Genomic DNA, 14,086 nt, shown 5'->3' on the forward strand with positions numbered 1-14,086 from the left:
GGCGGTGTGTCCGGCGCCCGATTCGTTGGATGATGGCACCGGACACCATCGACCATCAGCACGACCGGCTGCCAGAGCCCACCAGAGAGACCGCCAGAGCGACCACCAGAGGGAAGGCGCGACGTTGTACGAGGGCGTGGTTCAGGACCTGATCGACGAACTGGGCAGGCTGCCCGGCGTCGGGCCCAAGAGCGCCCAGCGGATCGCCTTCCACATCCTGCAGGCCGATCCCACCGACGTGCGCCGTCTCGCGCACGCGCTGCTGGAGGTCAAGGACAAGGTCCGCTTCTGCGCGGTCTGCGGCAACGTCGCGGAGGCCGAGCGGTGCCGGGTCTGCCTGGACCCGCGGCGCGACCTCGCGGTGATCTGCGTGGTCGAGGAGCCCAAGGACGTCGTCGCCATCGAGCGCACCCGTGAGTTCCGCGGCCGCTACCACGTGCTGGGCGGCGCGATCAGCCCCATCGAGGGCGTCGGCCCGGACGACCTGCGCATCCGCGAGCTGCTCGCGCGCCTCGCGGACGGCACGGTCACCGAGCTGATCCTGGCCACCGACCCCAACCTGGAGGGGGAGGCGACCGCCACCTACCTGGCCCGGCTCTGCAAGCCGATGGGCCTGAAGGTGACCCGCCTGGCGAGCGGTCTGCCCGTCGGCGGGGATCTGGAGTACGCGGACGAGGTCACCCTCGGCCGCGCCTTCGAAGGGAGACGACTGCTCGATGTCTGACCGGACGACCAACCAGCAGCCCACGGGCTCCGAGGCCCACACCCACGCGAACGGCTCGGAGCCGGACGACTTCGCCGTGCAGATCGCCGACTCGGTGGAGAGCTTCGTGCTCGCCGTCACCGAGGTCGCCAAGGGCGACGAGCCGGGCAGCGCGGTCTCGCTGCTGCTCCTGGAGGTCTCGCAGCTGCTGCTGGCCGGCGGCCGGCTGGGCGCCATCGAGGACGTCGTCCCGGAGGACCGCTTCGAGCCCGACACCGGGCCGGAGCCGGACGGCGAGCAGCTGCGCGAGCGCCTCGCCGTGCTGCTGGCGCCGATCGACGTCTACCACGAGGTCTTCGACCCGTACGGTCCGCCGGAGAAGCCGAACGCCTTCCGGATCTCGGACGACCTGGCGGGGGTGGTCGGCGAGCTGCAGCACGGTCTGACGCACTACCGCGAGGGCCGGGTCAGCGAGGCGCTGTGGTGGTGGCAGTTCTCGTACCTGTCGAACTGGGGCACGACCTGTACGGCGGTGCTGCGGGCGCTGCAGTCGCTGATCGCGCACGTCCGGCTGGACAGTCCGATCGGCGCGGCGGCGGACGGCGCGGACACGGACGACGACGGGCTCACCGACGAGCAGCTGGAGCAGCAGGCGGGCGACCTGATGGCGGCGGAGCTCGGCCTCGGGCGCTGAGGGAACCGAGGGCGTCGGGCGGCCTCAGGTGGTCTCGGGCGCTGAGAGCGCCTCGGGCACCGAGAACGTCGGACGAACCGAAAATGTGATGCACGCCGCAGCGGGGCGGCCGGAAAAGAAATCCGGCCGCCCCGCCGCGCATCCCCCCGACGATTCTTCGGGCGGGCGCCCGATGTCCCGCAGACCTGCCGGTGCAGCCTCCGCACCCCCGCTCACGTGCTGAAACGAGCGTCTCATCATATGGAAGACCCCGGTTCGGGCGTACCCGCTCGCTAGACTGGCGCGGACCGCACACCCCCCTCCACCTGGGGGGAACGGGGGCCGACGCCCCCGGAAAACGACACTAGTCGAGGAGCGCACGTGGGCCTTGTCGTGCAGAAGTACGGCGGCTCATCCGTTGCGGATGCCGAGGGCATCAAGCGCGTGGCCCGTCGAATCGTTGACGCCAAGAAGGCCGGCCATGAGGTCGTCGTCGTGGTGTCCGCGATGGGCGACACGACGGACGAGCTCATCGAACTCGCGGAGCAGGTGTCACCTCTCCCTGCCGGCCGTGAGTTCGACATGCTGCTGACCGCTGGAGAGCGCATCTCCATGGCGCTGCTGGCCATGGCGATCAAATCCCTGGGCCACGAGGCGCAGTCCTTCACGGGCAGCCAGGCCGGTGTCATCACGGACTCCGTCCACAACAAGGCGCGCATCATCGACGTGACGCCCGGTCGCATCCGTACCGCGCTCGACGAGGGCAACATCGCGATCGTGGCGGGCTTCCAGGGGGTGTCGCAGAGCAGCAAGGACATCACCACGCTGGGCCGCGGCGGCTCCGACACCACCGCCGTCGCCCTCGCGGCCGCGCTCAATGCCGAGGTCTGCGAGATCTACACCGACGTGGACGGCGTCTTCACCGCCGACCCGCGCGTGGTGAAGAAGGCGCGGAAGATCGACTGGATCGCCTACGAGGACATGCTCGAGCTGGCATCCTCGGGGTCGAAGGTGCTGCTCGACCGGTGCGTCGAGTACGCCCGTCGCTACAACATCCCGATTCACGTACGCTCGTCCTTCTCGGGTCTCCCCGGGACGATCGTCAGCAACGACAACCCGAACAAGCCCGAAGGGGGCGAGATGGAGCAGGCCATCATCTCCGGAGTCGCCCACGACACCTCCGAGGCCAAGGTCACCGTCGTCGGCGTGCCCGACAAGCCCGGCGAGGCGGCGAGCATCTTCCGCGCCATCGCCGACGCCGAGGTGAACATCGACATGGTGGTGCAGAACGTCTCCGCCGCGTCGACCGGCCTGACCGACATCTCCTTCACCCTGCCGAAGACCGAGGGCCAGAAGGCCATCGACGCGCTCGGCCGGGTCAAGGACGGCATCGGCTACGAGTCGCTGCGCTACGACGACGCGATCGGCAAGATCTCGCTGGTCGGCGCGGGCATGCGCTCCAACCCGGGTGTCACGGCTGCCTTCTTCGAGGCGCTGTCCGCCGCGGGCGTCAACATCGAGCTGATCTCCACCTCGGAGATCCGCATCTCGGTCGTCACCCGCGCCGAGGACGTGCCGGAGGCCGTCCGCGCCGTGCACAGCGCCTTCGGCCTGGACAGCGAGAGCGACGAGGCTGTTGTCTACGGCGGCACCGGACGGTGACGCCCCGCCGGCCGAGCCGGGGCCCCGGGCGGTGACCGGGCGCCCCCACCTCGCCGTCGTCGGCGCCACCGGCGCGGTCGGCGAGGTGCTGCTCGGCCTGCTCGCGCTCCGGCGGGACGTCTGGGGCGAGATCCGGCCCGTCGCCTCTGCGCGTTCGGCCGGCCGTACGGTCGCGGTGCGCGGGGAGGGCGTCGAGGTCCTTCCGCTCACGGAGGAGGCGCTCGCCGGGATCGACGTGGCCGTGTTCGCCGTCCCCGCCGTGGTCGCCGCCCAGTGGGCGCCGATCGCGGCGGCCAAGGGCATCGTGGTGGTCGACGGCTCGGCCGCGTTCCGGGCCGACGAGGACGTCCCGCTGGTCGTCCCCGAGGTCAACGCCGCGGCGCTCAGGCTGCGTTCGCGCGGCATCGTCGCCAGTCCGGCCGCCACCACCCTCGCGATGACCGCGGTGCTCGGCGCGCTGCACGCCGAGTACGGGCTGGCGCAACTGGTCGTCGCCACCTACCAGGCCGCCAGCGGAGAGGGCCGGGCCGGGGAGTCGGCGCTGCGCACCCAGACCGCGCTGGTGACCGGCACCACGGCGGGCCGCCAGACCGGCGACCTGCGGGCGGTGATCGCCGAGGACGGGCCCTTCGCCGCCCCGCTCGCCCACAACGCGGTGCCCTGGTGCGGCGGCGCGCCGGGGGACGGCGGCTGGTCCGGCGAGGAGCTGGGGCTGCGCGCCGAGACCCGCAGGATCCTGGGCCTGCCCGCCCTCAACGTCTCCGCCACCTGCGTGCGCGTGCCGCTCGTGCGGACCCACGCGCTGGCCGTGCACGCCCGCTTCGAGCGCGAGGTCACGCAGGAGCACGCGCAGGACATCCTGCGGGACGCGCCCGGCATCGTGCTCTACGACGACCCGGTGGCCGGGGAGTTCCCCACCCCGAACGACGCGGTCGGCACGGACCCGGTCTGGGTCGGCCGGGTGCGGCGCGCCCTCGACGAACCCGAGGCGCTCGACCTCTTTCTCTGCGGCGACAACCTGCGCAAGGGGTCGGCCCTGAACCTGCTGCAGATCGCCGAACTGGTGGCCGGTGAGCTGACGCCGGGTCGGGAGCCGTAGGGGGCACGAGGCCCCGGATGGGCGCCGGTTCGTCACGACGGTGTCCGTTCCTCGACACGATCCGTCCGGAATCCCCCGCAATCCCCTGGAGGCGGATTCCGTCGATGCGGAAGAATGGGCCCGGGCTGGGCAACCATGACAGGGGATCGAGTGTCCAACGGGCGTGGCGAACGTGTTGGTGGGGGTAAGGGCGGGCACTCCGGCGGGGGCCGTGATGCCGTTCCCCTCGCGCTACCCGTGGCCTGCGAGTAGACCGGACGACGACCAGATGACCGCGGTCGCACCTGGTCCGGCGGGCTCCGGTGCCGATCCCGGGTCCGACGCGGACGCCTGCGCGAAAGCCGGCGAGAGCGCCGATGCGCGTGCCGATACGTGTGCCGGTACGAGCGCCGACAGGCGTGCCGGTACGAGTGCTGATGCGAGTGCCGACGCGCGTACCGATGCGATTGCTGATGCGAGTGTCGGCGCGCGTACCGAGGCGATTGCTGATGCGCGTACCGAGGCGCGTACCGATGTGAATGCCGTCACCTCCGCGGCCGGTGCCGACGTCGCCGAAACGGCGGGGGCGCGAACCGGCGCGCAGCCGGGCGCCCGCCTCGGCGCGCACATCGGAACGAGCGAGGACCTGCTCACCGAGACCTACCAGGCGCACTACCGCTCCCTGCTCCGGCTCGCGGCCCTGCTCCTCGACGACCTCTCCACCTGCGAGGACGTCGTCCAGGAGGCGTTCATCAGGGTCCACGCCGCCCGGCGCCGGGTGCGCGAACCCGAGAAGACCCTCGCCTACCTCCGGCAGACCGTTGTCAACCTGTCCCGCTCCACGCTGCGCCGCCGGATCCTGGGCCTGCGACTGCTGCCGAAGCCCATGCCTGACATGGCCAGTGCAGAAGAAGGTGCCTACGATGCGTTGGAGCGCGACCAGTTGAAGGCCGCGCTGCGTGGTCTGCAACGCCGTCAGCGGGAGGTTCTGGTGCTGCGTTACTTCGTGGACATGACGGAGGCGCAGGTCGCCGACACCCTGGGCATCTCGCTCGGATCGGTCAAGGCGTACGGATCGCGCGGACTCGCCGCCCTCCGCACCCAGATGGAGGCCGGTCATGGCTGACGGGCTCTCGCCCGAGGAGCGGGCCGTCCGGGCGCTGATGCACCACGCCGTCGACGCGATCCAGCCCGATCCCGCCGCGCTCACCCACCTCCGGCGGGCCGTACCCCGGCGCCGGGCCGCCCGCCGGGGCGCCTGGACGGGCGCGGCGGCCCTCGCCCTGGCCGTCGCCGTCGCCCTGCCCGCCCTGCACGACGGCGACCACCTCGGCCTCTCGGGCGGGCCCGGCTCCCCGGGCGCCAACGGGCCCTCCGTCACCGGCCCCGGCAGCGCGACGGGTACCGCCGGAGGCGACACCGGCTCGACCCGCCCCGGCCGGGACGGCTGGGGCGGCACCGCCTCGCCCTCCGGGGTGTCCATCGCCTCGCCCAGCGCGGGGAGCGGCAGCCCGGCCGCGACCGCCAGCCCCGGCGCCACCAACCCCGTCCTCGTGCCGCTCTGCACCCGCTCCGACCTCGGCCAGGGCGCCGCACAGGTCGGCGCGGCGGACGCGGCGGGGCGCGTGTACGGCTCGTTCACCGTCTACAACGTCTCCGGACGCAGCTGCCGCCTCGGCGGGCCCGGCGCCGTCGCGGTCACCGCCGTCACCGGGGCCGACCGCGCGCGGGTCCGTACGGCCGACCACGCCCCCGGCGACCCGGCGGACGGGCTGCCCGCGATGGACACCGAACCGCCCGTCCTCGCCCCGCAGGCGGGCTACCGGCTGCCGTTCGCCTGGGTCCCCGACCAGACCTGCGGCGCCGGCAACGGCCCCGCGACCACCACCGGGACCGGCTCCAACCAGCCCGCGGCGGTCGCCACCCGGGCCCCCGCCACCGAGGCCCCGGCCGCCGGCGCCTCCGCCGCGCCGTCCGCCAACCCCGAGGCCAGCACCACCCCGACCGCCAATCCCACCGGCGCCCCCAGCCCCACCGGCACGGCGCCCACCGGCCACCCCAGCCCCACCCCGGCCACCGCCACCATCGCCCACACCCCGGCGCCGGGCAGCCCCACGGCGGCCACGGCCACGGTGCCCGTTCCCTGCTCGGGCACCCTCTACCGGGGTGGGGTGCAGCCCGCGGGGGCGTCGGCGGGATCGCCCACGGCGCGCTGAGGGCGGGAGCGGGGCCCCTGTGGTCGGGGCGGGTGTGAGGAGTGGTTACCGTGGGGGGTGTGTACCGGTTCCTCCTCACTCCGCGCTGGCTGAGCGGCACCGCACTGGCCGTGGCGGCCGTGGCGGTGTGCGTCTGGCTGGGCTCCTGGCAGCTCGGGCGGTTCGAGGACCGGGTCTCGACGCACCGGGAGAACAAGCAGTCCGGGACGGCCGCAGGTGAGGCCCGGCCGATCGGCGAGCTGCTGAACGGGGCCGCGCCGCAGGTGTCCACGGTGACGGTCGGCAAGTCCGTCAGCGTCAGCGGCAGCTACGACGCGGAACACCAACTGCTCGTCCCCAACCGGATGTTGGACGGCAAGGCGGGCTACTACGTGCTCACCCCGCTGCGCACCGCGGACGGCCACGCCGTCGCCGTCGTGCGCGGCTGGGCCCCCGGGACGCCTGCCGCCGGGGCGCCCGCCGCCGGGACGCCTGCCGCCGTGCCGGCGCCGCCTGGCGGTGCGGTCACCGTCACCGGGCGGCTGCAGGCGAACGAGTCGGTGGGCAGCAACGGCGCGGTGGCCGGCGGGCTGCCGGCCGGGGAGCTCGGCATGATCAACCGGGCGTCGCTGCTCAACGTGCTGGAGTACGACGGCTGGTACGACGGCTGGGTGGCCGCCGACGCGCCGGCCGCCGGGCTGACCGCGGTGCCGACCGTCGAGCCGCAGGGCGGGGACGGGCTGACGCTGCGCGCGTTCCAGAACCTGGGCTACACCCTGGAGTGGTTCGTCTTCGGAGGGTTCGTCGTCTTCATGTGGTTCCGCCTGGTGCGCCGCGAGGCGGAGGCGGAGCAGGACCGGGCCCTGGGGCTGGACCCGGTCCTGGAGTGAGTCACTTCCTCGGCGTCGCCGCGGGCCCGCCGGGCGGCGTGGGCGCGGTGGGCTTCGAGGGTGGGGCGGGCTTCGAGGCCGAGGAAGGCGACGAGGGCGACGAGGGCGTCGGTGCCGGCGTGCCGTGGCAGTGGCCGTGCCCGCCGTCCGTGCCGTCGTTCGAGTCGTGATGGTCGATGTGGTGGTGCACCGTCCGTCCGGGCTTCGACCCCTTGCCGCCCGAGCCCTTGGAACCCGAGCCCTTCGACCCCTTGGCGGCCTGGTCCGTCGCGAGCGCGTCGGCGGACCGGTAGGAGGAGGCCAGGGGCGCCGCCGTCACCGGGGAGGCGGACGCGACCGTCGCCGGAGGCGGGCAGGCCGCCTCGTCGCCGTGCGAGCCCGAGCAGCCGGCGAGTACCAGCACCCCGGCCACCGCCGCCCCCGCGAGCGTCCGCCGACGCCTCACACCGGCCCCCCGTCCGCCTCGAGGTGCCGGCGGACGAAGTCGATCTCCAGCCGCAGCTGCTTGATCCGCTCCTCCACCACCAGCGACCCGTGCCCGGCGTCGTACCGGTACACCTCGTGCGGCTTGCCGAGCGCCTCCAGCCGCTCCACGTAGTTGTCGATCTGCCGGATCGGGCAGCGCGGGTCGTTCACCCCGGCGCTGATGTAGACCGGCACTCGCACCCGCTCGACGTACGTGAGCGGCGAGGAGGCGGTGTAGCGCTCCGGGACCTCCTCCGGGGTGCCGCCGAAGAGCGTGCGGTCCAGCGACTTGAGCGCCTCCATCTCGTCCGCGTACGCCGTGTGGTAGTCCGCGACGGGCACGGCGGCGACGCCGAGCGACCACAGCTCGGGCTGGACGCCGAGGCCGAGCAGGGTGAGGAAGCCGCCCCAGCTGCCGCCGGAGAGGACCACGCGGGCCGGGTCGGCGAGGCCGCTCTCCACCGCCCAGGCGCGGACGGCCGCGATGTCCTCCAGCTCGATCAGGCCGATGCGCTCGCGCAGCGCGTCCGTCCACGCCTGGCCGTAGCCCGTGGAGCCGCGGTAGTTGACCCGGACGACGGCGTAGCCGTGGTCCAGCCAGGCGGCCGGGCCGGCGGCGAAGGAGTCGCTGTCGTGGTGCGTCGGGCCGCCGTGGACCTCGAACACGGTCGGGTACGGGCCCTGCCCGCCGGCCGGTCGCTGCACCAGGGCGTGGACCCGGCCGCCGGGCCCGTCCACCCAGACGTCCTCGACGGGGACGGACCCGGGCGGCACCGCGCCGGGCGCCCGCAGCACGACCGTCCCGGCGGTGGAGCGTACGGCGGAGGGCTCGGCGGCGGAGGACCACAGGTACTCGACGGTGCCGTCCGGGCGGGCCGTGGCACCGCCGACGGTGCCGCGCGGGGTGTCCACCCGGGTGAGCAGGCCGTCCGCGAGGGAGTACGAGAACAGCTCGCTGCGCGCCTCGTACTCGTGCTCGACGAGCAGTTCGGCAGCGCCGGGCCGCCACTGCGCGGAGACGTCGCCGGGCAGCTCGCGGCCCTGCTCGTCGCGCAGCGGGAGGGCGGTCTCGGCGCCGGTGGCGACGTCCCAGATCATCGGCTCCCAGCGGCCGGTGCGCTGGTGCGCGACCAGCATCCGGGTGTCGCCCTCGACCGGGGCGAAGCCCAGGCAGGCGACGCCGCGCGGGTCGTCCCGGCCGGTGACCTCGTCGAGCTCGGCGACGGGCTCGATGCCGCCGTCCTTCGTGATCCGGTAGACGCGCAGCGCGGAGTGCATGGCGTCGCCGTGCTCGGTGTGGTCGACGGCGAGCAGGGAGGAGTCGTGGCTGAGGTCGGCGACGCCGCCGTACTCCTCGTGCCGGTAGACCTCGAGGGCCTCGGCGGCGCCGGGGCGGCGCAGGTGCAGGGTGGTGCCGTGCTCGTCGGTGGAGCGGCCGACGACCACCGTGCCGTCGCGGCCGAGCGCCAGGCCGGCCGAGTAGGAGGCGGCCAGGCCCGGTACGGCCTCCTCGTCGGGGCCGCCGGCGAAGGGCTGGCGGCGCCAGACGCCGAACTCGTCGCCGTCCTGGTCGTCGAACCACCACACCCACGCGCCGTCCGGGGACAGTTCGGCGTCGGTGGTGCCGTTCGGACGGTCGGTCACCCGGCGGTGGGCGCCGGTGGCGCGGTCCCAGGCGTAGACCTCGTAGGTGCCGGTCGCGTTGGACACGTACAGGGCCCGGTCGGGGGCGTCCTCCGCCCAGTCCGGCAGCGACACCCGGGCCGCCCTGAACCGCTGCTCCCACGCCGGAACGGTGCTCTTCTCCTCGCTCATCCGACCATCCAACCCGATCCGGACGACGGAACGGAACGGGCGGGTGTACCCGGGGGGTCGCGACCCTCAGCGGCGGGGCGCCGGACGGTGACGGTGCGGCAGCAGCCGGACCAGCGCCACCAGCGTCAACTCCAGCCCGGCGAGGGCCAGGACGCTGCGTCCGAAGGCGGCGGTCGGATCGCCGGCGCCGTAGTAGACCAACCCGATCAGCGCGACGCCGAGCGCCCCGCCGACCTGCTGCACGGTGGACACCACCCCGGCCGCCGAGCCCGCCAGCCGCGGATCGGCCGCCGCCAGGACCACGGAGGTCACCGGCGCGATCACCAGGCCCATGCCGAAGCCGTCCACGAACAGCCCGGGCGCCAGCCACCACACGTCGGCATCCGGCCCCTCGTACGCCGCGAGGGCCAGCAGGAGCAGCCCGGCGGCCATCAGCAGGGCGCCGACGGTGATCGTCCGGGGCTCGCCGAGGCGGGCCGTGACGCGGTGGGTGACGTTGGAGGTCAGCAGGTAGCCGAGCCCGATCGCGGTGAACACCAGGCCCGCGCCGAGCGCGTCCAGGCCCCGGCCGAACTGGAGGTGCAGGGCGAGGACGAGGAAGAAGGAGCCCTGGCCGAGCATGAAGGCGAGCTGGGCGAGCAGGCCCGTGCTGAACGCCCGGTCGCGGAACAGCCGGGTGTCGACCAGCGGGGAGCCGCCGGCGCGGGTCGCGCGGTGCTGGTGGACGGCGAAGAGGGCCAACAGGGCGGGCGAGGCGATCAGGCAGAGCACCGTCCACAGCGGCCAGTCCAGGCCGGGGCCCTGGATCAGCGGCAGCACCAGGCCCGTCAGCGCGACGGTGGCCAGCAGCACGCCCACCGGGTCCAGCCCGGGGCGCTGCGGGGCGCGGGACTCCGGCAGGCAGCGGCCGACGGCGGCGAGCGCGGCCAGGCCGACCGGCAGGTTGATCAGGAAGCAGGCGCGCCAGCCGAGTCCGAGGAGGTCCGCGTGGATCAGCAGCCCGCCGATCAGCTGGCCGAACACCGCGCCCAGCCCCAGCGTCAGCCCGTACCGGGTGAAGGCCCGTGCCTGCGCCGCGCCCTCGAAGGCGGTGCGCAGGATCGCCAGCACCTGCGGGCCCATCAGCGCCGCCGCCAGGCCCTGCGCCACCCGGGCGCCGACCAGGGCGGACGCGGTGGGGGCCAGTCCGCAGGCGGCGGAGGCGAGGGTGAACAGGGCCAGGCCCAGGGCGAACATCCGGCGGCGGCCGTAGCGGTCGCCGAGGCGTCCGGCGGTGACCAGCCCGGTGGCGAAGGCCAGGCCGAAACCGGCGACCACCCACTGGACGGCGGCGGGGCCGGCGCCCAGGTCGGACTGGAGGGAGGGGATGGCGACGTTGACGACGAAGACGTCGAGGGCGGTCATGAAGGTGGCGGTCAGGACGACCGGGAGCAGGCCCCGAGGGGGTGCGGGGCTCGCGGCCGGTTTGCTGCTGCTCCGGCGGAGGGCGGTGCTCATCTCGGGCTCTCCTCAGGGGGGTGGGGCGCCGGGAGGGTTCTCGGGCCCTCCCGGCGGGGGTGGGGGTCTCAGGCGCCGGGGACGCGGTCGAGGAAGCCGTACACGGCGCCGATCCGGCCGTCGGGGGTGGCGGTCAGCACGTCGAAGCCGATGACCAGCGGCTCGTCCGCGCCCTCGGGGCCGAGGTTCCAGGTGAACCGGGCGATGTCGTGGTGCGCGTCCACCGGGCCGAGCGTGAAGCGCATGCCGGGGAACTGGGCCTGGGCGGCGCCGAGCAGCCCGTCGATCGCCTCCCGCCCGGCGACGGCGGCGAGCGGGTCGGTGTAGCGGCCGTCCTCGGCCCACACCTCGTCGACCAGCTTGCGGCGGGCGGCCGGGTCGGTCTCGTTCCAGGCGGCGAGGTAGCGCTCGGCGAGCTGCTGGAGGGTGGTGGCGGTGATCTCGGTCATGGTCGACTCCCGTGTCGTGGTGGGGGGTTGTTCCGGTCGTTCCCGGTGTGTCCACCACGTTAGGGACGGGCTGTCGCGGCCGAATCCGTCACGTATAGGTAGGGGCGTACGTAGCCTCGGCGCGCGGTCGGGCTCGGTAGGGTCGGGGGCATGTTGTACGGGAGGGAAGGCGAACAGGCCGCCGTGGAGAGCCTGCTGGCGGCGGCCCGTGACGGGAGCAGCGGCGTGCTGCTGCTCCGGGGCGAGCCGGGCATCGGCAAGACGGCCCTGCTGGACGACGCGGTGGCCCGGGCGGGGTCGGCGTTCCGGGTGATCCGGGCGGCCGGCGTCGAGTACGAGGCCGAACTGCCCTTCGCCGGGCTGAGTATGCTGCTCGCGCCCGGCCTGGACCGGTTGCCCTCGCTGCCCGGGCAGCAACGGCGGGCGCTGGAGCGGGCGTTCGGGCTGGCCGAGGAGAAGTCGGTGCCCGCCGACCGGCTGCTGGTCGGCCTCGCCACCCTGGGACTTCTCGCCGAACTCGCGTCCGACCGGCCGCTGTTGTGCGTGGTCGACGACCTCCAGTGGCTGGACGGCGCCTCCCTGGACGCGCTGCTGCTCGCCGCACGGCGGCTCCAGGCGGAGGGGGTGGTGCTGCTGCTCGCGGCCCGGCCAGGATCCGCTGAACGGCCGTACGGCCTAACGGAGTTGACGCTGTCCGGGCTCTCCGACGCGGACGCCTCCCGCCTGCTGGTCGACCGCCTGTCGGCCCTCGGAGCCGCTGCCGTCCCCGCCGGGCTGCTCGCCGAGGCGTCCGGGAACCCGCTCGCGCTCACCGAACTCCCGCTCACGGGAATGCCGCTCACGGGCGGCGCCGGGGGCCTGCCGCTGACGAGCCGGCTGCTGGTCGCCTTCCACGGCCAGGTCACGGGCCTGCCGGCCGCCACCCAGACCCTGCTGCTGGTCGCCGCCGTCGAGGAGAACGGCGACCTGGCCGTCGTCCTGCCCGCCGCCGAGACCCTCGGAGTCGGCGCCGAACACCTCGCCCCCGCCGAGGAGTTCGGCCTGGTCACGGTCACCCCCGAGCGCCGGGTCGCTTTCCGGCACCCGCTGCTGCGCGCCGCCGTCCTCCAACGGGCCCCGCACCACCAGCGGCTGGCCGTCCACCGCGCCGTCGCCGAAGCCCTGCCGGACGGCGACCGCCGCACCTGGCACCGCGCCCACGCCGCCACCGGCCCCGACGCCGACCTCGCCGACGCGCTGGAACGCGCCGCCGTCCGCGCCGAACGCAGCGGCGGCCGAGGCGGCGCCACCGCGTACGAGCGTGCCGCCCGGCTCACCCCCGACCACGACGGCGCCACCCGCCGCCTCGTCCTCGCCGCCGAAGCCGCCACCGAGGAAGGCGAGTTGGCGCGCGCCGAGGCCCTCGCCGAGGAGGCCGGAGCCCGTACGGACGACGCGTTCGCGCACGCCCTGCTCGACCAGGTCCGGGCCACCGCGCACTTCTGGCGCGGCTCCTACCCGACCGCCCACCGGCTGCTGCTGGACGCCGCCGGCGCCGACATCGACCCGTCCCACGCCGCCCGGATGCTGTTCCAGGCGTTCCACGCCGCCTGGTACGCGGGGGAGGAGTCCGTGGTCACCGTCCTCGACCGGCTCGCGGCCCTCCCGCTCGCCGAGGACGCCCCGCTCGCCCCGCTGGCCCGGCACCTGCCCGCCGTCGTCCTGCCCGCCCTCGGCCGGCCCGCAGGGCCGCTCCCGCCCGTCCGGGAGACCGTCGAGGCCGCCCGCAGGGCCGGCGCCGAGAGCCCCGTCGACCTGGTGCAGCTCTGCGGGGCCACCCTCGTCCTCGGCCGCGACGAGGAGACCGCCGACCTCGCGGCCGAACTCGCCGCCGAGGCCCGCGCCAAGGGCACCGTCGGCGTGCTGCCCACCCTGCAGTTCTTCCTCGCCGAGGCCGAACTCTTCCACGGCCGCCACCAGGACGCCGAGGTCACCGCCACCGAGGCCCTCACCCTCGCACGCGACACCGGCCAGCACCAGTGGGTCAGCCAACTCTCCGCGCTCCTCGCCTACTTGGCGGCCATCGACGGCCGCTCCGAACAGTGCGCCGCCCTCGCCGCCACCGCCCTCACCACCACCGGCTCCCAGACCGCCGCCCCCGCCGCCGGCCACCCCTGGGCCCACTGGGCACTCGCCCTGCTCGACCTCGGCCAGGGCCGCGCCGGCGACGCCGCCGACCGCCTGCACGCCCTCACCACCGGCCCCCACCGCCACCACGTCAGCGCCACCCGGGCCGTCCCCGACCTGGTCGAAGCCCTCGTCCGCCTCGGCACCCCCGAACGCGCCGCCGAACCGTACGAACGCTTCGCCCGCTGGACCGCCGCCGTCGACCGCCCCTGGGCCGAAGCCCTGCGCCTGCGCTGCCAGGCCCTGCTCGGCCCCGACGAACTCGCCGAATCCACCTACACGGCCGCCCTCGCCCTCCACGAGAACGCCCACCGCCCGTTCGAACAGGCCCGCACCGCCCTCCTCCACGGCGAACGCCTCCGCCGCACCCGCCGCCGCACCGACGCCCGCCCCCACCTGCGCGCCGCCCTCGAAACCTTCGACCGCCTCGGCGCCACCCCCTGGTCCACCCGCGCCCGCACCGAACTCGCCGCCACCGGCACCCCCACCCCCA

12 protein-coding genes are annotated in these 14,086 nt (G+C 74.7%); 8 read left to right on the forward strand and 4 right to left on the reverse strand.

Annotation, left to right across the window (positions count from 1 at the left end):
- Positions 1 to 124: 124 nt before the first annotated feature.
- The 7 genes from recR (at position 125) to IH61_RS0109065 (ending at position 7,201) form a co-directional block, all read left to right on the forward strand.
- A complete protein-coding gene (recR, locus tag IH61_RS0109035) occupies positions 125 to 724 on the forward strand; it encodes a recombination mediator RecR (RefSeq protein ID WP_031067578.1) in 600 nt (199 codons plus the stop codon).
- Complete coding sequence (locus tag IH61_RS0109040; protein WP_031067580.1) at positions 717 to 1,397, forward strand: DUF5063 domain-containing protein; 681 nt, start codon at positions 717 to 719, stop codon at positions 1,395 to 1,397. Before recR ends, IH61_RS0109040 begins: the two co-directional genes overlap by 8 nt.
- 360 nt (positions 1,398 to 1,757) lie before the next feature.
- Positions 1,758 to 3,038 (forward strand): aspartate kinase, encoded by a 1,281-nt coding sequence (locus IH61_RS0109045; protein WP_031067581.1) that lies wholly within the window; start codon positions 1,758 to 1,760, stop codon positions 3,036 to 3,038.
- A 31-nt stretch (positions 3,039 to 3,069) separates the two neighbouring features.
- Positions 3,070 to 4,137: an aspartate-semialdehyde dehydrogenase gene (locus IH61_RS0109050; protein ID WP_031067583.1), complete on the forward strand. Its 1,068-nt coding sequence runs from the start codon at positions 3,070 to 3,072 to the stop codon at positions 4,135 to 4,137.
- Positions 4,138 to 4,744: 607 nt separating this feature from the next.
- Positions 4,745 to 5,242 (forward strand): SigE family RNA polymerase sigma factor, encoded by a 498-nt coding sequence (locus IH61_RS0109055; protein WP_078910953.1) that lies wholly within the window; start codon positions 4,745 to 4,747, stop codon positions 5,240 to 5,242.
- Complete coding sequence (locus tag IH61_RS46850; RefSeq protein ID WP_051836620.1) at positions 5,235 to 6,332, forward strand: hypothetical protein; 1,098 nt, start codon at positions 5,235 to 5,237, stop codon at positions 6,330 to 6,332. The genes IH61_RS0109055 and IH61_RS46850 overlap by 8 nt, the downstream gene beginning before the upstream one ends.
- Positions 6,333 to 6,382: 50 nt before the next feature.
- The gene (locus IH61_RS0109065) at positions 6,383 to 7,201 is read left to right on the forward strand and encodes an SURF1 family protein (RefSeq protein WP_234327091.1); all 819 of its coding nucleotides are present in this window, start codon (positions 6,383 to 6,385) and stop codon (positions 7,199 to 7,201) included.
- Between the two features lies 1 nt (position 7,202).
- On the opposite strand, the gene IH61_RS46855 is transcribed toward IH61_RS0109065, so the two are convergent.
- The 4 genes from IH61_RS46855 to IH61_RS0109085 all read right to left on the reverse strand — a co-directional run bounded on the left by IH61_RS46855 (position 7,203) and on the right by IH61_RS0109085 (position 11,427).
- Positions 7,203 to 7,646, reverse strand: coding sequence for a hypothetical protein (locus tag IH61_RS46855; protein WP_158844823.1), 444 nt, complete (start codon positions 7,644 to 7,646; stop codon positions 7,203 to 7,205).
- Complete coding sequence (locus IH61_RS0109075) at positions 7,643 to 9,481, reverse strand: S9 family peptidase (RefSeq protein WP_031067595.1); 1,839 nt, start codon at positions 9,479 to 9,481, stop codon at positions 7,643 to 7,645. The genes IH61_RS46855 and IH61_RS0109075 overlap by 4 nt, the downstream gene beginning before the upstream one ends.
- 66 nt (positions 9,482 to 9,547) lie before the next feature.
- Positions 9,548 to 10,978 (reverse strand): MFS transporter, encoded by a 1,431-nt coding sequence (locus IH61_RS0109080; protein WP_037972005.1) that lies wholly within the window; start codon positions 10,976 to 10,978, stop codon positions 9,548 to 9,550.
- 68 nt (positions 10,979 to 11,046) lie between these two features.
- Complete coding sequence (locus IH61_RS0109085; RefSeq protein ID WP_031067602.1) at positions 11,047 to 11,427, reverse strand: nuclear transport factor 2 family protein; 381 nt, start codon at positions 11,425 to 11,427, stop codon at positions 11,047 to 11,049.
- Positions 11,428 to 11,577: 150 nt separating this feature from the next.
- Between IH61_RS0109085 and IH61_RS49530 the strand changes: the two genes are divergently transcribed.
- Positions 11,578 to 14,086 (forward strand): ATP-binding protein (locus tag IH61_RS49530; RefSeq protein ID WP_031067605.1); only part of this gene is annotated, 2,509 nt, incomplete at its 3' end.

This window comes from Streptomyces sp. NRRL WC-3742, from assembly GCF_000720635.1.
Lineage (GTDB): Bacteria > Actinomycetota > Actinomycetes > Streptomycetales > Streptomycetaceae > Kitasatospora.

Coding starts and splice junctions, on each gene's coding strand:
- IH61_RS0109040 (WP_031067580.1), top strand. CDS start 717: ATGTCTGACCGGACGACCAACCAGCAGCCCACGGGCTCCGAGGCCCAC.
- IH61_RS46850 (WP_051836620.1), top strand. CDS start 5,235: ATGGCTGACGGGCTCTCGCCCGAGGAGCGGGCCGTCCGGGCGCTGATG.
- IH61_RS0109075 (WP_031067595.1), bottom strand. CDS start 9,481: ATGAGCGAGGAGAAGAGCACCGTTCCGGCGTGGGAGCAGCGGTTCAGG.
- IH61_RS0109080 (WP_037972005.1), bottom strand. CDS start 10,978: ATGAGCACCGCCCTCCGCCGGAGCAGCAGCAAACCGGCCGCGAGCCCC.
- IH61_RS0109085 (WP_031067602.1), bottom strand. CDS start 11,427: ATGACCGAGATCACCGCCACCACCCTCCAGCAGCTCGCCGAGCGCTAC.